At 40.3% G+C, this 23,101-nt stretch carries 17 protein-coding genes, 1 pseudogene and 1 riboswitch; of the genes and pseudogenes, 14 read left to right on the plus strand and 4 right to left on the minus strand.

The features are described from left to right. The first annotated feature begins 255 nt into the window (after window positions 1-255). The 6 genes from MXE28_RS09310 (at window position 256) to MXE28_RS09335 (ending at window position 7,029) form a co-directional block, all read left to right on the plus strand. The gene (locus MXE28_RS09310) at window positions 256-870 is read left to right on the plus strand and encodes a thiamine diphosphokinase (RefSeq protein WP_021842349.1); all 615 of its coding nucleotides are present in this window, start codon (window positions 256-258) and stop codon (window positions 868-870) included. 174 nt (window positions 871-1,044) lie between these two features. After that, entirely contained in the window at window positions 1,045-2,301 is a 1,257-nt protein-coding gene (locus tag MXE28_RS09315) for a cation:proton antiporter (protein ID WP_021842350.1), read from the plus strand. Between the two features lie 3 nt (window positions 2,302-2,304). Further along, the gene (locus MXE28_RS09320) at window positions 2,305-3,756 is read left to right on the plus strand and encodes a HAMP domain-containing sensor histidine kinase (RefSeq protein WP_156705743.1); all 1,452 of its coding nucleotides are present in this window, start codon (window positions 2,305-2,307) and stop codon (window positions 3,754-3,756) included. A gap of 4 nt (window positions 3,757-3,760) precedes the next feature. Beyond that, window positions 3,761-4,459 (plus strand): response regulator transcription factor, encoded by a 699-nt coding sequence (locus tag MXE28_RS09325; RefSeq protein WP_156705745.1) that lies wholly within the window; start codon window positions 3,761-3,763, stop codon window positions 4,457-4,459. A 295-nt stretch (window positions 4,460-4,754) separates the two neighbouring features. Next, the gene (locus MXE28_RS09330; protein ID WP_021842353.1) at window positions 4,755-5,387 is read left to right on the plus strand and encodes a phosphatase PAP2 family protein; all 633 of its coding nucleotides are present in this window, start codon (window positions 4,755-4,757) and stop codon (window positions 5,385-5,387) included. Beyond that, window positions 5,380-7,029, plus strand: coding sequence for a glycosyltransferase family 39 protein (locus tag MXE28_RS09335; RefSeq protein ID WP_226974278.1), 1,650 nt, complete (start codon window positions 5,380-5,382; stop codon window positions 7,027-7,029). Before MXE28_RS09330 ends, MXE28_RS09335 begins: the two co-directional genes overlap by 8 nt. A gap of 178 nt (window positions 7,030-7,207) precedes the next feature. Here the strand turns inward: MXE28_RS09335 and MXE28_RS09340 are convergent, their stop codons facing one another. The 4 genes from MXE28_RS09340 to MXE28_RS09355 form a co-directional block, all read right to left on the minus strand. Next, on the minus strand, window positions 7,208-7,630 hold the full coding sequence (locus MXE28_RS09340; protein ID WP_021840379.1) for a hypothetical protein: 423 nt from the start codon (window positions 7,628-7,630) through the stop codon (window positions 7,208-7,210). A gap of 230 nt (window positions 7,631-7,860) precedes the next feature. Next, window positions 7,861-8,154, minus strand: a complete 294-nt coding sequence (locus MXE28_RS09345) for a DUF5960 family protein (RefSeq protein WP_021840380.1) — start codon at window positions 8,152-8,154, stop codon at window positions 7,861-7,863. After that, entirely contained in the window at window positions 8,144-8,527 is a 384-nt protein-coding gene (locus MXE28_RS09350; RefSeq protein WP_021840381.1) for a hypothetical protein, read from the minus strand. Before MXE28_RS09350 ends, MXE28_RS09345 begins: the two co-directional genes overlap by 11 nt. Beyond that, on the minus strand, window positions 8,524-9,963 hold the full coding sequence (locus MXE28_RS09355; protein ID WP_247240070.1) for a Y-family DNA polymerase: 1,440 nt from the start codon (window positions 9,961-9,963) through the stop codon (window positions 8,524-8,526). The genes MXE28_RS09350 and MXE28_RS09355 overlap by 4 nt, the downstream gene beginning before the upstream one ends. A 433-nt stretch (window positions 9,964-10,396) precedes the next feature. Between MXE28_RS09355 and MXE28_RS09360 the strand changes: the two are divergent. The 8 genes and pseudogenes from MXE28_RS09360 to MXE28_RS09395 form a co-directional block, all read left to right on the plus strand. Further along, window positions 10,397-10,621, plus strand: a pseudogene (locus MXE28_RS09360) (type I restriction-modification system subunit M N-terminal domain-containing protein); the annotation flags it as partial. A 125-nt stretch (window positions 10,622-10,746) separates the two neighbouring features. Then, complete coding sequence (locus MXE28_RS09365; RefSeq protein WP_247240071.1) at window positions 10,747-12,918, plus strand: type I restriction-modification system subunit M; 2,172 nt, start codon at window positions 10,747-10,749, stop codon at window positions 12,916-12,918. Window positions 12,919-12,922: 4 nt separating this feature from the next. After that, a complete protein-coding gene (locus MXE28_RS09370) occupies window positions 12,923-13,585 on the plus strand; it encodes a restriction endonuclease subunit S (protein WP_156705751.1) in 663 nt (220 codons plus the stop codon). After that, entirely contained in the window at window positions 13,543-16,773 is a 3,231-nt protein-coding gene (locus MXE28_RS09375) for an HsdR family type I site-specific deoxyribonuclease (protein WP_021840517.1), read from the plus strand. Before MXE28_RS09370 ends, MXE28_RS09375 begins: the two co-directional genes overlap by 43 nt. Before the next feature lie 95 nt (window positions 16,774-16,868). After that, window positions 16,869-17,798, plus strand: coding sequence for a site-specific integrase (locus MXE28_RS09380; RefSeq protein WP_226974644.1), 930 nt, complete (start codon window positions 16,869-16,871; stop codon window positions 17,796-17,798). 222 nt (window positions 17,799-18,020) lie between these two features. Continuing rightward, a complete protein-coding gene (locus tag MXE28_RS09385; protein ID WP_021840519.1) occupies window positions 18,021-19,169 on the plus strand; it encodes an LLM class flavin-dependent oxidoreductase in 1,149 nt (382 codons plus the stop codon). 388 nt (window positions 19,170-19,557) lie between these two features. After that, window positions 19,558-20,061 carry an ATP-binding cassette domain-containing protein gene (locus MXE28_RS09390; protein WP_247240072.1) on the plus strand — a complete coding sequence of 168 codons (504 nt, stop codon included), beginning with the start codon at window positions 19,558-19,560 and terminating at the stop codon, window positions 20,059-20,061. 307 nt (window positions 20,062-20,368) lie between these two features. After that, a riboswitch (cobalamin riboswitch) is annotated at window positions 20,369-20,541 on the plus strand. Between the two features lie 250 nt (window positions 20,542-20,791). Continuing rightward, a complete protein-coding gene (locus MXE28_RS09395) occupies window positions 20,792-23,005 on the plus strand; it encodes a TonB-dependent receptor (RefSeq protein WP_156705753.1) in 2,214 nt (737 codons plus the stop codon). Window positions 23,006-23,101: the final 96 nt, after the last annotated feature.

Consider the following 23,101-nt stretch of genomic DNA (forward strand, 5'->3'; position numbering starts at 1 on the left):
AAGTTAAGAAGTTAGTGGATTTACAAAGTGTTCAATTTGATATTGCAATTTAGCATTGTAATTAATATTTGCAAGAGCTCCTGTAAAGGAGCTCTTTTTTCATACTCTATGGGGAGATTTATTTTAGGTATAACATGTGGGCATAGTTTACGTATAAGAAACAGTTTCGGCTTATGTGTTTCTTTGCTGTTCCTTTATCCTCTCATATGGTGTATAGTTAATCATATATTATACTGTAATAGGACGGGAGCGACTATGAGAAAACATTGTGCAATAGTACTGGGTGGAATTTTTTCACCTTTAGATGGTATCGATACAGCTGATTTTGTGATAGCTTGTGATAAAGGGTATGCCTATATCCGTGAATACGATTTGGAACCGGACTTGGTGGTAGGTGATTTTGATTCTTATCACGGGAAAATCACGCCGGGTATTGAAATACTTGATTTACCGACTATGAAAGATGATACGGACACATTGGCAGCGATTCGTTATGCCTTAGAACATGATTATAAAGACTTAACTCTATATTGCGCCTTTGGCGGTCGTTTTGACCATTTAATGGGGAATGTACAGGCAGCCATGTATGCTGTGTCACAAGGGGCCGTCGTGCGCATGGTGAGCCACGATACGGATAGTTATCTGTTTAGCCATGGCGACATTACCTTAGAACCGCGGATGGACTACTCCTTGTCGGTACTCGCTTTATCTGACGAATGTCATAATGTGACGATTACGGGAGCTAAGTATGCGTTGAAAAATGCGACTTTGTACAATACAAAGCCGGTAGGTGTAAGTAATGTGTGGCATGATACAGTACACGTGAAGGTGGGCGACGGCATTTTGATGGTGTCCATGTCGCATATGTAGGACAGTAAATATAGTATCATCAACCTGATAGGACTCATACCCGCTACATAAAATTAAGAAAGTAATCAGAAAATATAATCCGGCAACGGATGTGGACCCAAGTTTGGAAGCGAGTCTTGAACCGAGTGAATGGAATCGCTGATGACGGCTTGTGTCATAGGAGGTTTTTAAAGTATGTTAACATCATTAGGATTTGTCATATTAGGTGGCGCCGCTTTAGCTGCGGTGTGTCGCAAAATACAACTGCCGACCATTATCGGGCTTATGTTGGCCGGTATGCTTTTGGGACCGCAGGGGGGCAATTGGCTCGATTCGACCATGCTTACCATTTCACCTGATTTGCGGCAGTTAGCTCTTATAGTTATCCTTGTAAAGGCAGGCCTTGCTATTAATTTGCGAGATATTTGGAGTCTTGGACGGCCACTTCTGATGATGTCGACAGTACCAATGTTAATAGAGTTGACAATACTTACGTATTTAGGCCTTTATGTATTTGGCCTCCATGGCCTGGAAGCTTTACTTTTGGCGACTGCCGTTTGTGCCGTGTCGCCGGCCGTTGTGGTTTTTCGCATGATTCATCTCATTGAATTACGTTATGGGACGAAAAAGAAGATTCCGCAACTCATCATGGTAGCTTCGTCATTAGAAGATATTGTAGTCGTGGTTATTTTTTCATTAGTACTAGCGCTCGTGGAGGCCCATGTGGCTACACCGGAAGGCATGAGTGCCTTGGCCATTGCCGCTCAGGTTCCGGTAGCATTGTTTAGTGGCATTGTGCTGGGCTTTATAGGTGGCTTTATACTGTCGTATATTGCCAAACGAATGAATAAAGGCGATCAATTATTGCCCGGTACAGTGACATTATTGCTGACGATTTTGATTGCCGCATCGTTTGTGATGGTGGCGATCAGTAATTGGTTCAAGCCGTATGCGGCCGTTTCAGGTCTTTTGGCGGTTATGATTATGTCCAGTGTGGTCAAAGGACAGGTGTCTTATGATTTGGGGCAGGCTCTTAATCGACAAATTAATCAACTATGGATTCCTATTGAAATCATCCTATTCGTGCTTGTAGGAGCGGCTATCGATACGACCTATATGCTCAGCATGAGCGGCATTTTGATTGGCGTTATCGCCTTAGGTTCTATGGGGCGTGCTTTGGGTGTAGGCGTGTCTTTGTTAAAAACGAAGCTCAATATGAAGGAGCGCATTTACTGTGCCATTTCCTTTGCCCCTAAAGCCACTGTGCAGGCAGCCATCGGCGGTATTCCGCTGGCTTTGGGGCTTGATAGCGGTCCTTTAGTGTTGGCCGCATCGGCCATGGCGATTTTAATCACATCGCCAATCGGCGCATTTGCCATGGATTATTTTTATAAACGATTATTGGAACCGGAAACAGATCCTATTATAGAAGGACAGGGGGAGGCAAAGTAAGGCATGTTAATAAAAAAGCGCCTGGTAATTTCCAATATTTTGATGATTGCCATTCCATCGATAGTGGCGTTACTTATTGTATTTGTCAGCTTGGCAGCCATTTGGATTCCAAGCGTTCAACGGAATAACATCGGGGTCCGTGATTTGGAAGATTTTGAGCGGACCGGAACCTTTATGCTGACACAGGTGGAAGGTAAGCTGCAGGAAACGGCAGCGGCCGGTCGCGATCCGAAGATTTCGGATGTATCGGCGGCACTGCGTCAAGTAACCGGCTATACAGTGCGTGTGGCAAGCCCGACCGGTGAATTATGGACTTGGGGCGATGCACCGGACGCGGAAGCCCTTAAGCTGGAAGATGCAGCAGATCAATTAAATGGTGACGGTATCATTTCAAACGGTAGTCATGCCGTAGCAACACGAAATGTGGTGACTAAGGCAGGTGATTATCGAGTCTATATTTATGGTTCAGAAATCAAGATACGAACCTGGCCGGCTAAAAACACGGTTAAATGGTCGCTCATATTTATCTTCATTATGTTTATCATAGGCATTATTGTAGCGAATAAATTCTTAACACGTTTTGTGTTTCAGCGTATTCGCAGTGCTTTAGATTTATTGGCATCGGGGGTTCGTCAAATTCGCGATGGCAATTTAAAAATTAAGCTTACCTATGACGGTAAAGACGAATTTGCACCAATTTGTGAAGATTTTAACGATATGGCCCGTCGTTTGGAAGAGTCGGTAACGTTGATTCAAAAGCAGGAACAAAATCGTAAAGAGTTATTAGCCGGAATTTCTCATGATTTACGGTCCCCGTTAACGTCGATTAAGGCCTATGCGGAAGGTTTGGAGGACGGCATTGCGACGACGCCGGAATTACAGGCAAAATATGTGCGTATGATTCAGACAAAGGCGGATGAAATGGAGCACATGATCAGTAATCTCTTTACGTTTTCAAAAATGGATTTGGAAGAATATCCTAGCTATCCTGAAAAAATGGACCTGGGTGCGCATTTGGAACTGTTTATTCGTAATGAAGGGGAAGCGTATAAGAATAAGGGCTTAATTCTGCATCGTGAAATGATTGAGCACGATTCTTTGATTTGGGCTGACCCGTTTCAAATTCGCAATATCATAGCCAATATTGCCGATAACAGTGTAAAATATAAAGTGAATGAAACCGGTAACTTATATATTTCCTGTCAGACTCAGGAAGCTATGGTTGCGCTGATTTTAGTGGATGACGGCCCCGGAGTGAATGAAAGCAGTTTGGAACGGCTCTTTGATGTGTTTTATCGCAGTGATGCGGCGCGCAGTAATCCTCATAAGGGGAGCGGGCTCGGTCTTGCGATTGTTAAAAAGATGGTGCAGCAAATGGGTGGTACCATTGAAGCTGAAAACGCTGATGACGGTGGTTTGCGTATAATCATGAAGTTCCCGAAATACGGAGGTTAATGCAGTGGCGAAACGAATTTTAATAATTGAAGACGATCAAGCAATTGCTGAAATTGAGCGAGACTATTTAGAGCTGAGTCAATTTGAAGTAACCATCGCCAATGACGGCGGCAAAGGGCTGGAACTCGCCTTAAATGAACCTTTTGATTTAATATTGCTTGATGTCATGTTGCCGACCGTTGACGGTTTTAGTATTTTAAAGAAATTAAGAGAAACACTGGATATTCCGATTCTTATGGTAACGGCTAAGCAGGAAGATATAGATAAGATTCACGGGCTAGGCCTGGGTGCCGATGATTACATTGAAAAACCGTTTTCCCCAAGTATTTTGGTAGCGCGTGTTAAGGCAAATATTGCGCAATATGAGCGTTTGCGTAAAGACTCGACGAGCAACAAAGGGGAAGCGGACATTCAGGTGGGCCATTTACTCATTCAGCCGGGCTCACATCGCGTCTTTGTGCATAATAAAGAAGTAAATTTGAAAAATAAAGAATATGAATTGCTTTTATTCTTAGTCCGCAACGGTGATTTGGTATTTGATAAAGAAACCTTGTACGAGCGCATTTGGGGCCTCGAAGCCATTGGCGATGTGGCAACCGTAGCTGTTCATATCAATCGTTTACGTGAAAAAATCGAAGATGATCCGAGTAATCCGCGCTACATTGAAACCGTGTGGGGCGCCGGGTATCGGTTTAAAATGTAGTACGAGTGTGGCGTTAAAATGCAGTACGGGTATTGGTTTAAAATGTAGCATTCGATAAAGTATTGCCGGAGACAATAGCATGTCAAAGAGCAATACAAAGTAAATAGAATATAAGGTAAGCATTATAGCTGTCAGATGGGAAAAATCCCGTCCGGCAGCTATTTTTTTATTGAAAAAACTTGGTTTATTAATTTGAAATAAAAGTTTAAATTTTGTTTATATTTGGTGTAAATCTTGTTTAAAACCCTTTTGTATACTGAGAGTGTAAATTGGAATAAAGGAGTTTTTAACATTGATGGAACAAGTTTTTAGTCTCATACAACAGTATGATTTTTCGATTTTAAATTATATATGGTTATATGGGCATGCACATTGGCTTGATATTTTCATGGAAGAAGCCACTGATTTGGGTAATGGCGGGGCAATCTGGATTGCTCTTGGCATATTCTTTATGTTTCAAAAAAAATACCGAAAAGTAGGTTACATGATGATGACGGCCATGCTCATAGGCTTTGTTCTCTTGAACTTGGGCGTTAAGCCGATGGTGGCACGGCTTAGACCGTTTGAACTGCAACCGGCGGTGCAACTGTTAATCCATGAACCCTGGGATTATTCATTCCCGTCAGGTCATGCTTGGTCAGCTTTAGCCGCAGTTATAATTTTATTTATGAATAAGATTCCGGGCCGTTATGTGGCCTTAGGCGTAGCCTTACTTATCAGTTTTTCAAGAATCTATTTATATGTGCACTATCCATCAGATGTCATTGCGGGAGGTATATTTGGAGTGGTTATCGGTATGGCCAGTGTATACGGTTGGCGTTTTCTTGACAAAAAATACGCACAGCGCCGTCCCATAATAGTTAAAAATTCAGTTTCAGATTATGAATTATCTTATAAGCAGATTGAGGAGAGTGCCCATCATGAGTGAGTCAAAAAAATATCTCGGCTGGATTCTACTGTTAGGTGTGTATCTGTTTTTTCTGGGTAATTGGGGCATTGCCATCACGGATCCGGTAGAATCAAACTACGCTTTAACGGCGAAGGAAATGCTGCAGGCCGGCAATTATTTGTCGCCTCAGATTTACGGTAATTATTGGTATGACAAACCGATTTTCTTTTATTGGGAAGTCATCGCCGCCTTTAAACTCTTTGGTATTAACGAATGGGCAGCTCGTTTTTTTCCGGCTCTATTCGGCATTAGCGGTCTACTCATGACCTATTGGTTCACACAAAAACTCTTTAACCGCCTGACAGCGCTTGTAGCTACGGTTATTTTGGGCACATCGTTAGAATATTGGCTCATTTCTAAAACTGTAATTACCGATATGACCTTATTTGTGTTCTTCAACGCGGCGCTTATTTTCTTCTATTTGGGCTATTATTTTAAAAAGCGTAATTACTATTACGGAGCGTATTTCTTTGCAGGAATGGCTGTTTTGACAAAAGGTCCTATAGGCTTGTTGTTACCAGGTCTCATCGTAGTATTATTCCTCGTTTCACAGCGCGATTACAAAGAGCTGCTTCATATGAAATGGCTTGGCGGGATTGCTATATTTGTTCTAACTGCCGGCCCTTGGTACTACTACATGTACAGCGTGCACGGCATGGATTTTATCGACACCTTCTTGGGGGTTCATAATGTATTGCGTGCTACCGTTTCGGAACATCCGCGGGATAATGTGTGGTATTACTATTTGGGCATGTTTATTATCGGATTCTTCCCGTGGGTATTTACCTTACCGTATTTATTTAAACGTCGTTTTCAGGCGCAGCGTGAGCGTTTGCAAATAGCAGCCACTTCAAGTACCGGCATAAGCTTGGGGCAAGGCACCGATTCACTTGATGGCCATGATGATAATCATCTTGGCTCATTGGTTATGAATATTGGATCCGTAAGTGCGTCCGGCGCTATTATTCACGCACAACCGGCTATGAAAGATGCTATTAAAGGTAATAGTGATGGCACCCCAACTTGGCGAGTAATCCTGCGTGCTATGATGCAGTTTGACCAAACTACGGTATTCTTACTGATTTGGGCTTTTACAATTGCTGTGTTCTATCAATTGATGGCTACTAAATACACGACCTATACATTCCCGTATTTATTGCCGATTGCTATTTTGGCGGCTCGTGTCATGGTAAATCATTTGAAACTGGTGAAATACACCGTGATTGCCAATCTCATATTGTATTCCGTGCTTACCTTTGCCGTAGCGACGCCGTATTGCAACGCTTATTCTTCTAAAGCTGTAGGCAACGTGGTGGCACAAACGGTTAAACGGGGGGATATGGTTGTAAGTTATGGGCGTTATCAGACGTCCGCCGGATTCTACAGTAATCAGTTGATTTATCGTGTTGAAAAAGCAGCTGCTATTCCGGGCCTTGAACCATCGGCTATGAATTGGAATACGAAAAACGTAATGCCGTTCATTGCGGAAGAAACCGTGGCAACACGTGATCATGTTGTTGCCATCGTAGATAATCGCCGTTTAAAAGAATTTAAAGCCGATATGCCGGGACAATGGCAAGAAGTAAAAGCTTTGGATAAATTTACGGTGTTTAGAAAATAAGTTGCCTAAGTGGGCAAAAATAGAATTGCCTAGGTGGGCAATAAGAAATCCAGTTAAGTAACAATATAAGAACTCGGTTAAGTAACCATCTGATTTTAAGTCAAGTAACTTAATCAATAAAGCAAAAAAGCAACTAAAGGTAAAATGCCTTTGGTTGCTTTTTTATTAATAATGATTTTTATACGAAATATTCAAGTTGATTAGGAATTTCTCCGGTTTTTTGATAATATTCAAAGATTCTACGCAGTATTTTAAGAATTGTTATGTCGATTTGTATATCTAAAAGAGGAATATGATTGGCGTGCCAACAATGACTACAATTTTTAAAAGTTATATTGCCTAGAGAAAATTCTTTATTCCAATCTACCGCTTTAATAATTTGTTTTGTTTCTAATCGTTTACGACCGGAAGGTCGGCGGCGAATTCGCTGATGTATTTCAGCTTTAATAAAAGCAGATTTATTGATTGTGATAAGACCGTCGCTTATTTTCTCTTTATTTATATATTTTGGTATATTGAGGTTAAAACTGCCATATTCGTAAGAAACAGATACGTCGTCTTCTGATATTTTTTTAGCAAAACCGCCGTAGCCCATACTCATAATATAAACTCCTGTGTAATATTTTTATGATACGTTAGTAGTTATCTATATTGTAATCTAAAAACAGAAAATAAGCATTTAAATGGCAACATGAAATTGAATATTTTCAAAATTATTTACATTATATCGAAACCTCTGATTTAAAGGGGGTGAATTCGACCCCTTTAAAATTTGGAGTACAATACTAACAGTCTTCTCTTATATAGCTAACCTGTTTATAACATTACAGATTATCTTTTTGTTAACGAATGACCGTCATAAATATATTGCCTAATAAGGCGTTTGCCTTCGACGGCATGGATTTTAAAATAGAAATAATGGTTGCGGTTATCTTTGGCATTTTCCTTGTTGAGCTTGAAGTAATTTTGCTGTGAATGGGCCATACTTTGTAGAATATCATCGGTTAAAAAGGTTAGCGGTGTATCCAAGGCAGAATATTCATAAAAATCTTCTTCAAATTTCAGATAGTTCGGTGAAAAGTATGAAAATTGTAATTGGTTACGTTGAAATTCTCTAGATTCCATCGTTTGCCATCTCCTCGGTTGTAATGCGATTAATAGTATCTATAGGTAAGGTTGTAAAGGTATCATCTTGGTGTTTAATCGTGACTTCAGTCAAACTGAGATCATAAACTTTGCCTGTGATACGGCTTGTGGTGAGCGGTTGACCTTTACGTTGCACGCGTACCTCAAATGTGGCCGTGTATTGACCGGCATAGAGTCGACCCAGCCAGGTTAAACGTTCTTCAAGACTCATGGATTCATCGATTTCAAGATTCATATGAGATTGCAGTAAGGCCGTTTGGTGGTCGGATAAAAAGAAGCCCATCCATTTTGCCATTTTGCGGTCTTTGTAGGCACGGGCGGATTTGAATGGCAAATAGGAGCGGTCAATCATACTAAACCATCCAAACCGCCGGCACCACCGGCTGCATGACCGCCAATGAGTTTACTGCGGGCAATGGCACGGGATGAATCCAAGAGAACCGATGCCTTTTGAATGGCCAAGAAACCGTGCAGACGGCGAATATCATCAATGGTATGTTGGAGGCTGTGACTTTTGCGCACCGTATCCGGATTGTCGAAGAGGGAAATGGATTGTAAGGCTTCCGGAATGAACTGGCTATATTGAACGCCGATTTGACGAACTGCTTCTCCTTTATAATGTTTTCGGAATAATTTAATGACGTGGCGCGTCAATTCATCGGTCAGCTGCGTCGGCTCAATCTTCATCTGTGCTTGGAAAGAACCGCGAGACCGTTGTTCAAAATAGCTTTCTTTGGCAAAACCGATATAAACGGACACACAACGTGTTTGCTGATGGCTGCGGCGTAGCCGGATAGCCACCTGTTCCGCCATCTCGCTGAGCAAGAGCTCGATTTCATCTTGTTTTGTGTAGTTACGAGGCAAGATTTGTGAGTTGCCTAACCCCTTGGATTGTGGCGTATACGGTTCACGTACGTTACTTTCATCAACGCCGTTGGCGTGAAACCAGAGCTGTACGCCGATGACGCCCAAGTCTTTTTGAAGAATATCCGGATTGCAGTTAGCCAGCTTTTTGATGGAGTGAATGCCAAGATTATTTAAACGGCGAGCCATGCGACTGCCGATGCCCCAAAAGTTAGTTAGTTTGGGAATTTGCCATACTTTAGTGAATACATCTTCGTACGACCAGTTGGCACGCATAGTAGACGTCGTTTTAGCTTCATTATCGAGAGCCAGTTTGGCAAGTAACGGGTTCGCATTCGACATACCGACGGTAGAGAAAATACCGGTTCGCTGGCGAATATCATGCTGGATTTTGGCAGAGAGAATATCCAGCTTTTCACGGCGACTTAAACGCGGATCGGGCACAAAATACTTCAAAGATCGAGTAAGGTCTACAAAGCCTTCATCGATAGAATAAGGGCAAATATCTTCGGTGGCAGCGTACTCGCGCAGAATGCGTTGAATCTCGAGGTTTTTTATAATATAAAGGCCCATGCGCGGCGGCACGATTAAGGTGCGTTTGGCCCAGCTCTCGATATAATTGATGAAGTCGGGCGTAATGGGCAAGCCTTCTTTAAGGGCACGGCGTAAATTAAACTTCCTGGTTTCGATATCGAAAGGCAAATCGTAGGAACGACTTACATTTTGCTTGCCAAAGACATGTTTGAACGTTGGGGAGGACGCCAAAATCAGGCCTTTGGAATTGTCGGCCCGGCTCATGACACATAATGAAGTTGTGAGGGGATTTAAACCGCGCTCAATACATTCGACACTGGCGTAAAATGACTTCATGTCGACAAACGCAATGTCTGAGCGGGGCTCCAAGTCGTAATTAATATAGCCCATGATGGCACCTCCTTTTTACGTAATAACTTCTTTACTAAAATAATACATCGAATAAACGTTTGAGTCAATGGTAGAAAATAAGAATGGTTGTTTGGCTAAAAGGTAAAAATTTAAAGGTATTAAGAGTCTGCAATTTTAGTTAATTTATTGCTAGAAAGTTTAATTCGGTCGAATTCGACCGAATTATCTCCGGCTGGTTTTCTCTTTTTGGTTGTTGCCTCAAGGTGGCGTTCCACGTCCTTCGGTGCTGTTCTTACGTTTTTCTATTGGCTTATTAAGTTATTTTTCATATAATATATTCATATAGACTTACGCTTGACAACAGCGTAAAATAAAAATTTTTTGCCTTTTTTTGCTTAAAGGGTATTATTTGGAGGATGGATTTATGAACAAACAGCAGTTAGCTGCCAAGATTTGGGAGTCTGCAAACCGCATGCGGTCTAAGATAGAAGCGAATGAGTATAAGGATTATATCCTTGGTTTCATTTTTTATAAATACTTGTCGGACAAAGAAGAACAGTGGCTTTTATCCCAAGAATACACGCCGGAAGACATCAAAGAATACGTAAACGAGGATGACGATGAAACGGTGCGTACGGTTCAAAAGAATCTAGGCTATTTTATTGCGTATAAAGACCTTTTTTCCACATGGATTCAAATGGGGGCAGATTTCTCGGTAGACAATGTGCGAACTGCTTTATCATCCTTTACACGTCTGATTTCACCGTCCCATAAAAAGTATTTGACGGGATTTTTAATACCCTCGAAACAGGCCTTTCTAAATTGGGTGAAAACACGAAATCGCAGACGAAGGCCGTTAGTGATTTGGCACAGCTTATTAACGAAATTCCGATGGATAAAAAGCAGGACTATGACGTTCTTGGCTTTATCTATGAATATTTGATTTCTAATTTTGCAGCTAATGCCGGTAAAAAAGCAGGGGAATTCTACATGCCGCACGAAGTGTCTTTGCTTATGTCTGAAGTGGTAGCTAATCATTTAAGAGGTCGTGAAAACATCAAAATTTATGACCCAACCAGTGGTTCGGGGAGCTTGCTTATAAATATCGGCCAGACTACCGCTAAATACATGGAAAACGAAAATAGTATTCGTTACTATGCGCAAGAATTGAAGTCCAATACCTATAACTTGACCCGTATGAATCTGGTTATGCGTGGGATTTTGCCGGATAATATTTTGACGCGCAACGGGGATACGTTGGAAGAAGATTGGCCGTATTTTGATGAAGCGGATCCGGTCGGTACGTATGAGCCGCTCTATGTGGATGCGGTTGTTTCCAATCCACCGTATTCACAACGTTGGGAACCGGCCGGTAAAGAAAGTGATCCGCGTTATTCTCGCTATGGTCTAGCCCCTAAATCTAAAGCAGACTATGCGTTTTTATTACATGATTTATACCACTTGAAACCTGGCGGCATTATGACTATTGTTTTGCCACATGGGGTATTGTTCCGCGGTGGTGAAAAAGGTCAGATTCGTAAAAACCTCATTGAGCAGAATAATATTGATGCGATTATCGGCTTGCCGGCAAATATTTTCTTCGGCACGGGCATTCCGACCATCATTATGGTGCTTCGTCAAAAACGTGAAAACGACGATGTGCTCATCATTGATGCGTCTAAAGGTTTTGCCAAAGAAGGTAAAAATAACAAACTTCGAGCATCAGATATTCGCCGTATTGTAGACACGGTGAAAGGCCGTTTGACTCAGGATAAATATTCTCGTGTCGTTACTCGCGAAGAAATCCGCAACAATGACTATAACTTGAACATTCCGCGCTATGTGGATTCTTCTGAAAAAGCCGAATCTTATGATATTTATGCGACTATGTTTGGTGGCATTCCGGTAGCTGAATTAGCTGATTTTGACGCTTATTGGAATGTATTCCCATCGTTAAAAGAAGAGCTTTTTACTACTGGTGATGAGTATGTGTCTGTAAGTACTGAGGATATTAAAAAGACTATCCTGGATAATAAAGATGTGCAGAATTTCTTGGCACAATTCCGCAACCGTTTTGCCGATTTAGGCGAAAGCTTAGACCGTGAACTGATTGACGATGCTATGAGTCTTTCTATTCCTAGAAAAGAAGAATCCTTGGCAACTGAACTTTTCAAACGCTTTACCGGGATTCCACTCTTAGATCCATATCAGGCCTATGAGATTTTTGAAGAACAATATGGAGCCATCGCCGGTGATTTGGAATTGATTCAGGCGGAAGGCATGGAGGCTGTTCGTACCGTTGACCCTAACATGGTAATTAAGAAAAAGAACGGCAAAGATGCGGAAGTGCAGGATGGCTGGAAAGGTCATATCCTTGACTTTGATTTGGTGCAGCGCGTTTGCCTTGCCGAACAATTGGATTCTTTGACGCAGAAGAGTAATGAACTTTCTGAAATTCCGGGTTCCTATGAGGAATTGCTCGAGTCTTTGAGTGAAGATGATAAGGAAACCATTTCCGAGGCTCTTAATGATGCTAATGATGCCTTTGTGGTAAAAAATATTAAGAGCGTAATAGCTGAACTTAAGAAGGACGAAGCTGACAATAAGGAACTAATTAAGACCCTTAAAAGCGCGCAAAGTCTTAACGATAAAGAGAAGAAATTAAAAAATCAGATTAAAACGGAAGAAACCGATTTGCATCTTTTGACTAAAGAGACTATTGAATCTCTTTCTGATGCGGCGGTACGCGAACTTCTCCATGAAAAATGGGCAAAACCGATTGTAGATGGCACATTAGCTCTTGCTGATGCCATGCTCAATGACTTTACGAATCGTATTGAAACTTTGTCTAAAAAATATGCTGAAACAATGAGCGATATTGAGGAAGAAATCAGAAAGACTGAAAAAGAATTGTCTGCTATGCTTTCTGAACTTACCGGCTCAGAAGCTGATATGGCCGGCATCCGTGAATTGCAGAAGTTGATAGGGGGTTAATGAGATGGAAAAAAGAAAAACCCCGAGGATTAGGTTCAAAGGCTTCAGTGATGATTGGGAACAGCGTAAGTTGGGGGAAATGGCTGATTATAAAAAAGGTCCGTTTGGTAGTGCGTTAAAAAAAGAGATTTTTGTTCCGGAAGGAATTGATACTGTTAAAGTTTATGAACAACAAAATGCTATTAATAAAGACTGGCGATTTGCAAGATATTTTATAACAAGAGAATATGCTCAGAAGTTATCAAATTTTGAGACACATGCGGGCGATATTATTGTTTCATGTGCGGGTACAATTGGCGAGATATATGAATTACCGCATAAATCAAAGCCAGGCATTATAAATCAGGCACTCATGCGGATTAGAGTGAATGAAGGATTTATTACAAAAGATTTATATAAAATTATATTTAGCAATAAGATTGATGAGTTTTCTGCAAAAATGAGTAATGGATCTGCAATGAAAAATATTCCACCTTTTGCTGACTTGAAAGGAATGATAGCAGATATTCCATCTATGAAAGAACAGTATTGTATGGGAAACTTTTTTTCTAACTTTGATACCCTCATTACCTTTCATCAACGACAGCAAAATTCATGGAAATTAATAGAAAAAGGAGTAAAGTTATGGATGATTTTAACAAAGAATCAGATTTTGAAGCGGCTTTAATAACTGCATTGCAGCGTTATGGTTGGGAAAAGGACGTTCTCAAGAATCCGACGGAACAAGATTTGCTTCAAAACTGGGCAAATATCCTTTTTGAAAATAACAGAGATATTGATCGTCTGGGAGATTATCCTCTGATTCAAGAAGAAATGGAAGATTTGTTGGAACAAATCCGTCGTCTTCGCACTCCTTTGAAGTTAGATGGTTTTATTAATGGGAAAACTGTGTCCATAACGCGGAAAAATCCTGACGATACATTGCATTACGGTAAGGAAGTAAGTTTGAAGATTTATGACCGCATGGAAATTGCGGCCGGGCAAAGTCGTTATCAGATTGTGCAGCAACCTCGTTTTGTCCGTCGTGAAAAGGTGTTGCAGGATAGACGCGGCGATTTGATGCTCCTCATCAACGGTATGCCGGTGTTTCACATTGAGCTCAAGAAATCCAGTGTGCCTGTAATTGAAGCGGCTAATCAGATTGAAAAATACGCACATGAAGGGCTTTTTTCAGGAATCTTTTCATTGGTGCAAATCTTTGTAGCTATGAATCCTAAGGAGGCCTTGTACTTTGCCAATCCGGGGCCTGATGGCAAGTTCAATCCGGATTTTTACTTCCACTGGGCTGACCTAAATAATGACCCGGTGAATGATTGGAAGGTTGTGGCGGAACGCCTATTATCCATTCCAATGGCACATCAATTGGTTGGTTTTTACACGGTTGCCGACGATTCTGACGGTGTTTTAAAAGTAATGCGCAGTTATCAGTATTATGCGTCCAACAAGATTTCTGACCGCGTGTCCAAAAATGATTGGCACGAAGGAAATCAGCGTGGGGGCTATATTTGGCATACCACGGGTTCCGGTAAGACCATGACGTCCTTTAAATCGGCGCAGCTTATTGCCAATTCAAAGGATGCGGATAAGGTTATATTCCTTATGGATAGAATCGAGCTTGGCACGCAGTCGCTCAAGGAATATCGGGCGTTTGCGGATAATGTGGATGATGTGCAGGAAACGGAAGATACGATTACCTTGATCAGTAAGTTGAAAAGCATAGATCCGAAGGACACCTTGATTGTGTCGTCGATTCAAAAGATGAGTAATATTAAGGAAGATGCAGCCAGCAAAATGCGGTCCAAAGATCTTGAGTTAATGAAGTCTAAGCGGCTCGTGTTTATTATTGACGAATGTCATCGTTCGACGTTTGGTGAGATGTTGGCCACGATTAAGGCTACCTTCCCGAATGCACTTTTCTTTGGTTTTACGGGAACGCCGGTTTTTAATGAAAACGAACAAGCCATGACTACCACAGCGGATATTTTTGGTGATGAACTTCATCGTTACAGCATTGCTGACGGCATTCGCGACAAGAACGTGCTTGGTTTTGACCCGACCATGGTAATGGTGTATAAGGATAAAGATTTGCGTGAAAAAGTTGCTTTACAGGAATCGGGGGCTTATTCGATTGAAGAGGCGTTAGAAGATCCGACGATGAGCAAAACATATTATCGCTTTATGTCGTCGGCGCAGGTTCCTATGGCGGGTAAACGTGAAGAGGACGGTTCTTACGTACGAGGGATTGAAGATTATGTAGAGCAAGAAGCTTGGCAAACGGATGAGTACCAGTGGGCCGTAGTCGACGATATTGCTGAAAACTGGCGTACACTTTCGCGTAATCATCAATTCCACGGGATTTTTGCCACCAGTAGCATTCCGGAAGCCGTTCGTTATTATCTTAAGTTTAGAAAACGCTATCCGCAGTTAAAGGTAACCGGCCTTTTTGACCCAACTATTGATAATAAAGGTGGCTATGCTTTAGAAAAGGAAGACGGTCTCAAGGCTATGCTTGAGGATTATAATGCTATTTTCGAGCAAAACTTTGACATCGGCGGTTATGCCAAGTTTAAAAAAGATGTGTCGGCTCGATTGGCGCACAAAACGCCATATAAATGGGTAAAGCCTGAAAAACAATTGGACCTTTTGATTGTTGTGAATCAGATGCTTACCGGCTTTGACTCAAAGTGGATCAATGTTTTATATTTGGACAAAATGCTGGTATATCAGAATTTAATTCAGGCTTTTTCGAGAACTAACCGACTTTTCAATATTAATGAAAAGCCGTTTGGTTCGATTCGGTATTATCGCATGCCGCATACGATGAAACGCAATATTGAAGAAGCTGTACAGCTTTATTCCGGCGACCGTCCGCAAGGCTTATTTGCCGACCATTTACCGGATAATGTGCGTCATATGAATGCCACGTTTGCTGAAATGAAGACTATTTTTAAAAGCGCCGGCGTGCCGGATATGGATACATTGCCGGAAGATACACCGTCTAAAGCTAAGTTTGCTAAATTGTTCCGTGAGTTCTCCACTTATCTTCAGGCCGCTAGGATTCAAGGGTTTACGTGGAATAAAAGGGAATATTCTTCTTTAATTGATGTGGAAGATACGAGCGAAGAAGAAATGATTCAGCTGTTGCCGACGGAAGATGACTATCTGATTTTGAATCAGCGTTATAAAGAATTGAGAACAGGAGGAGCGGGCCCAGGGGGAAATCCTCCTGATGATGGTGGTGAAATTACATTCCCGATTGACCCATATCTTACTGAACAGAACACGGGTGTTATTGACAACGACTACATGAATTCTCGTTTTGAAAAATGGCGCAAACAATTATTAGACCCTGATGCCGATCCGGCTACGGTTGAGGAAACGTTGACTGACCTTCATAAATCCTTTGCCTTTTTAACACAGGAAGAGCAAAAATATGCGAATATTTTTCTCCATGATGTGCAGACCGGTGATGTAAAAATTGTCGATGGTAAGACATTTAGGGACTATATTTTCGAATATATAGAACGAGCTAAAAACCAGCAAAACAAAAAGATTTCCACCTATCTTGGTGTTGATGAAGTCCTTTTGACAAATTTGATGGACGCTCATGTAACGAAGGATAACTTGAATGAATATGGTCGTTTTGACGCCTTAAAAGCAACGGTAGTCAGAGAAAAAGCGCAAGAATATTTTACAAAAGTGGATAAGAAGAAGTTACCACCATTCCGCGTGAATAATCGGGTAGATGAGTTGCTCACAAAATTTGTTTTGGAAGGCGGTTTTGACATTCAGGATCCGGACGAAGAGGAACAGAAGAACGAAGCAAGTAAGAACTATCACAACACATGTAAGTAAATCTGTAGTGATAATGCGGACGAAACTAAAAAGACAATTAAAGATGAGCCAAGCGAGTGCCTCCAATCCTTCATCGGCGTAGGAAGGAGGCACTTATGTCGATTGTAAATAAAGCTACGGATTATTTAACGGACTATTATCGTAACTGGGTTTCGGTGTATAAGGAAAGCGCTATTCGCAATGTGACACTTTCGAAGTATCATATGAGCCTTGCTTGGCTGGAACGACTGGCTCCGGGATTGAGACTTTGTGATGTAACGCGGGTTTCGTATCAGCAAATCATTAATGAGTATGCTAAGGAGCATGAGCGGCAGACGACGATGGACTTCCATCATCAGTTGAAAGGAGCCATTCTTGATGCGGTTGATGAAGGCCTGATTCCGCGCGATCCGACCCGTAAGGTTATTATTAAAGGGAAGGCACAAGCCCCGAAGAAAACAAAATACTTGAATCAGTTTGAGCTTCATACATTGCTGAAAAGCCTGAATTTAGGTGATGAAGTGAATTGGGATTGGTTCATTCTGTTGGTAGCTAAGACAGGCATGCGTTTTTCAGAAGCATTGGCCATTACGCCGGCAGATTTTGACTTCGCTCATCAGACGCTTTCTGTGAGTAAAACATGGGATTACAAAAATGGCGGTGGGTTTTCACCGACAAAGAATAAGTCGTCAGTCCGTAAAATTCAAATAGACTGGCAGGTTATTATGCAATTTGCTTTTCTTGTTAAAGATTTGCCGCAGGATAAACCGATTTTCATTAAAAAGGAAAAGATATATAACTCGACTGTGAATGATATGCTGGAGCGGTGCTGCAGGAAACTTGATATCCCTGTAATTTCGGTTCATGGCCTGCGTCATACGCATGCATCGATTTTACTATTTGCCGGAGTTTCTATTGCCAGTGTGGCCAGGCGACTTGGCCATGCCAGTATGACTACGACACAGAAGACATATCTTCATATTATCCAAGAGCTGGAAAACCAGGATGTAGATCTTATTATGAGGTCGTTGTCTAATCTTATGTAACGGATAAATGAGTCCGCGCCGATGGAGGATTATTGAGTTATAATAATTAACTTCATAGAAATATTTAAATATATTGTTGGCATCGAATAAGATAAATCATATAATAACTCTAGGATATATACTCATATCACGAAATGTAGATTTAATAGAAGCTACGGTGTAATTAGCTCAATACGATAAAGCAGTTATGCCAGGAACATAATAGTGTATAAGGAGATATATATGAAGGAAGACAATAAGCAAGATGTTAAGACAGTGCAAACAGGCTTAAAGGTATCCATGTTAAATTTGGTACCCCTAAGAGCTGGTCAGACTTATCTTGACGCCTATAAAGACATGATTGACTTGGCTCAAGCCGTAGAAAGTTACGGCTATGAACGCTACTGGATTGCCGAGCATCATAATATGAAATCCTTGGGAAGTAGTGCGACTCAACTTCTGATTCAACATACCTTGGCTAATACTAAAACGATTCGTGTCGGTTCCGGTGGGGTAATGTTGCCGAACCAGAGCCCGTACTTGGTGGCAGAGCAATATGGCACGATAGAAACGCTCTATCCGAATCGTTTAGATTTGGGCTTGGGGCGAGCTCCCGGTACGGACCAGGTAACAGCACGGGCTCTTCGACGCACTAATAATCTCTATACCGATTTTGCCGAAGAATTGCGTGAGTTAAAAGGCTATTTCGATGATACTAATAATGTTCATGCCTATCCGGCTGCCGGTCTTCAGGTACCGTTTTATATTCTAGGTTCCAGCACTGACAGTGCGTACTTGGCGTCCGAATTAGGTTTGCCATATTCCTTTGCCTCTCATTTTGCACCGGCCATGATGGAAGAAGCGGTAGAGATTTATCGGGAACGTTTTAAACCGTCTAAAGTGTTGTCAAAACCATATGTTATCTTGGGTATGAATGTCGTCTTGGCTGATACTGATGAAGAAGCTAAACATTTAGCAACGACTCAGACACAACGTTTTATTGATATTGTTACCGGTAATAATCAAGGTTTGCAGCCGCCGGTGGAAACAGAAGCTGAACTTTGGGATAATTATGTGGCAGCTAAACGAGCACCGCATTTTGGCCCTATTCCTTTTAAAGCAGAGGACATCGCGTTCCGTGAGCAGGCCGTAGTTAGACAGATGACGTCCGTTTCGTTGATTGGCAGTCCGGCTTCCGCGGCTAAACAGTTGCAAGATTTACAAAAACGGGTAACGTTTGAAGAGATTATGGCTCAGAGCTTAATTTACGACCAAAGCGTACAAGCCTATTCGTATAAATTATTGGCTGATGTGGTGAAAACGTGTAGGGACATTTTAGATAGGAAATTAAATCCTACGTTAATAGAGTTTAGTTTATTAAGTCCATATTAATTTTAACTAGAAAATGCAATGAATTTTGATATTAGTCAGAATTTATTGCATTTTTTTATTCTCGCTAGCTTGATGATTCAAGAAATAAAGCTTAGTTATGATAATAATTCATATTTTATTGACCATTTCAAGATTTTTTAAGTATAATTTCTTCATAGAATATTTATGAAATTTGAAAAGTTTAATCTATAAAAACTGAATGAATATATATGATTATTTTTTATAGATTGCAATATATTAACGCTAAATATAAGATGATTTTATTATTTAAACTATATGAGAAGAGTTGATAAATTGAGAAAATTAAGAAATATCAATTTAAATGAATTGTGGGAAAAAGAACAGGAATGAAATGTCGGCAAATGAGAATAAAAAAATGCGATAAGATATGCAGTTAGTTTTTCAAAATCCGACTTCGTCTTTAAATCCTCGCATGACAATCAAAGAGTCTATTGAAGAACCGATTCGTATCCATAAGAATCAAGATATTAATTTAAAGCATAGTATAGAGGATGTTTTAGAGAAAGTACAACTTCGTAAAGAGTTACTTTCCAGATATCCGCATCAACTTTCCGGCGGAGAATTACAGCGTATTTGTCTTGCCAGGTTACTGTTATTAAATCCGAAGATTCTTTTATTGGATGAACCGACATCGATGCTTGACGTATCGGTGCAAGCACAGATTATTTCTATTTTAAAAGATATTCAAAAGGAACGATCTTTAGCTTGTCTGTTTATCTCGCATGATTTAGATTTGTTACGCGTAATTTGTAATCGTATCGGAATTATGCGCGAAGGCCGGTTGATTGAATTACAACCGACAGAATTACTTTATCGGCATCCTAAAGAAAAATACACGAAAGAATTGTTAGCGGCTTTTGAAGATTTTTAGTTGAGTATTTGCAGTAAATTATTATATTAGAGTATAGTTATTTTGATTAAAAATATTATTAAAAAAATAAATAGAGTTTAACTATAAGATGAAACCTTAAAGTAAAAAATCTTTTGTTTTAAGGTTTTTTTGTATAAAAATACTGTTTAGAATAATATGTTTAAATATAAAAATTAACGATGATAAGCCATAAAACCCTATGAAATAAAGGAGTTTTAGTATACAATAGAGGGTATAGCATGATTAATATTTGTTTTGAATTAAGATTGACGAGGTGGAAAAGTAAATATATAATGTACATAAAGAAATTTTATACATATTTATAGGTGTCGATTTAGACTTAATAGAGAAATCGGTATAAGCCGATGCGATCCCGTCACTGTAAGAGGAGCTAATCTCATGTTGCCACTGGATATTCCGGGAAGGCGAGAGGCGCTATGAATCTAAGCCAGGAGACCTGCCTATTTATAATCTCCGTTTTAATCTACGAGCGATAGAGAGGCGATTATGGCAAAGGTCATGTAGCATATCTATTTCAAGATTGAAGTAGATATGTTTTTTTATAAGTTAATGGATTATGAAGGGATTACTAAGAACCTTGAGTTAGCATTAGGTGAGGTAGTGTTAAAAGAAGAGGAATAGTAAAAAAAATAAATCTATTAACTGATTATGATCTGCACCCATTTTCTTGGACAGAAGTAATTTAGGGTAATTTTATTAGGAGGGTATTATGAAAGGTCAGGGATTGTTAGTACGAGCGGCAGTATTGGCATGCTGTGGTAGTATTTTGAGCTGTGTTGGTGTACAGGCCGAAGATGTGGTTACTGATTATGACTTAGGGACAGTGGTCGTAACTGCGACAAAAACGGAGCAAACTATTGCTAATGTGCCGGCCAGTGTAAGCGTTATTACCTCACAAGATATAGCTGACAAGAATATTTCGTCGGTTCAAGAAGCTTTACAGTTTTTGCCGGGTATTTTTATTGACCAAAGTGCGCAAGGCAGTTTGACTATGCGTGGTATGAGTTCTACAGATATTTTGGTATTAGTTGATGGAGTTCAACAAAATAATACTTATAACGGAACTGTAAATTTTAATATGATTCCAATTTCGAATATTGAACGTATTGAAGTATTGCGCGGTGGCGCATCCTCTTTATACGGTGGTCATGCGGTTGCCGGTGTTATTAATATTACGACTAAAGGTGCACCGGAATATGGAACTTCTGTAGTGGCAGATGTATCCTATGGTAGCTATAATACTTGGAAAAAAGCCGTGTCGGTTAATTCTCGTTTATCAGACAAATGGAGTTTAGGGGTTACTTATGAAAAACGCTCCTCTGATGGCTATAAAGGATTTTATCGATCGCTTGCACCAAAAAAAGGTACAGCATCTATTAGTGCCGATTTACCACAGTTAAGTAATGGTACTTATATATACGGTGGTCGTGGTGAGAAAGAATGGGAACATGAAAATTACGGCTTTAAAATTGGGTACAATTTTGATGAATCTAAATCTTTAGTTTATAGCTATAATCGAATTAATAGTGAATCCTCTTATAGTAATCCATTTACTTATGTACATGATACTAAAGGAAACCCTGTATGGTCTGGCAATGTTCAGGTCGGAACAAATAAAATTATTTCTTTATCTCCTAAAAATTTCTTAGGCTATGATAATGAAAATAAACGTGATACCCATATTTTGACATATCGTGATACGGCAAATGATTTCTTGGCGCGTGCAAGTTATACGCATGATAAGGTTGATGGTTTTACATCACCTACTGTACCTAGTTCCTATAAAAATGTTGATTGGACCGGGGCCGGTGATTATTCTCTCCATCCAGGGAAGAAATTTACGTACGAAGTTGAAAAAACATGGCGAGATATAGGAAAGCATACCATTAATGCCGGTGCCTCTTATCATACGGAAGAAATGATTCAGAAGCGTTATAATCTTTCTTCGTGGCATAACAAAAACTCCATTATTAATCAATATGCACAAGATGAAGGTAAAATAAGCAATCTGGCTGTATTTGTACAAGATGAGTATAAATTTGATGATGAATGGTCTTTATTTGTTGGGGCACGTTATGATCGTTATAAAAAAGGTGACGGTACATTCTGGGCCAGTGGTAAAAACGGTTATGATACCACATCCGAGGGTAAAACATATAATCATATAAGTCCTAAAGTTTCATTAGAATATAAAGCTAATGAAAGTACAAATTATTATATGTCTTATGGTGAGTCGTTTAATCCACCACCATTAGTATATATTTATCGTTATGGCGGTTCCGGTATGGGTAATGTTATTCCAAATCCGGGCTTAGATCCTGAAACTTCCAAAACCTGGGAATTAGGGATGAAACGCCAGTTGACGGATCGAGATTCAGTGGATATCTCCTTATATAATGTTAAAACCAAGGACAAAATTGAGTATACCTATTTCTACTTGCCGGGGACAAGTACTACAGAATATAAGCAATACATAAATTACGGCGTAGAAAAACGACGCGGTATTGAACTTAATTACGAGCATAAATTTACAGATAATTTAACCTCATACGTTAACTATGCTTGGCAGTCGGGTAAAGTTAGTGGTCCGAAATTAGAGGATACTAATAAATCAGGCTATAGCAATGCAGTTGATTATTCTGTACCGAAACATATCTTCCATGCCGGTTTGGCTTATGACAAGGAAAAATGGACCGGTTTGTTAGATATGCAATATGTTAGTGCACGCCAAAGCTCTACGGCAGCAGCCGGCGAATACGGTGCTTATGACGGCTATTTCTTAGTGAATACCAGTGTTGGGTATCGCGTTACCCCTGATTTTACAGTTAAATTTAGTATTGATAATATATTTGACCGTGAATTCTATGATAATGAGGCAACTGCTGGTCGTACCTATACATTAAGTGTTCGTTACGAGTACTAGACGATTTAAAAAAGACCCTCAATCTATCATGATTGAACCGCCCCCTTAAAGTTAGACCTAAAAATCTAATTTTAAGGAGGTCGGTTTTTTCATGTC

Origin of the sequence: Veillonella sp. KGMB01456 (assembly GCF_023051165.1) — a bacterium.
Taxonomy (GTDB): Bacteria; Bacillota; Negativicutes; order Veillonellales; family Veillonellaceae; genus Veillonella_A.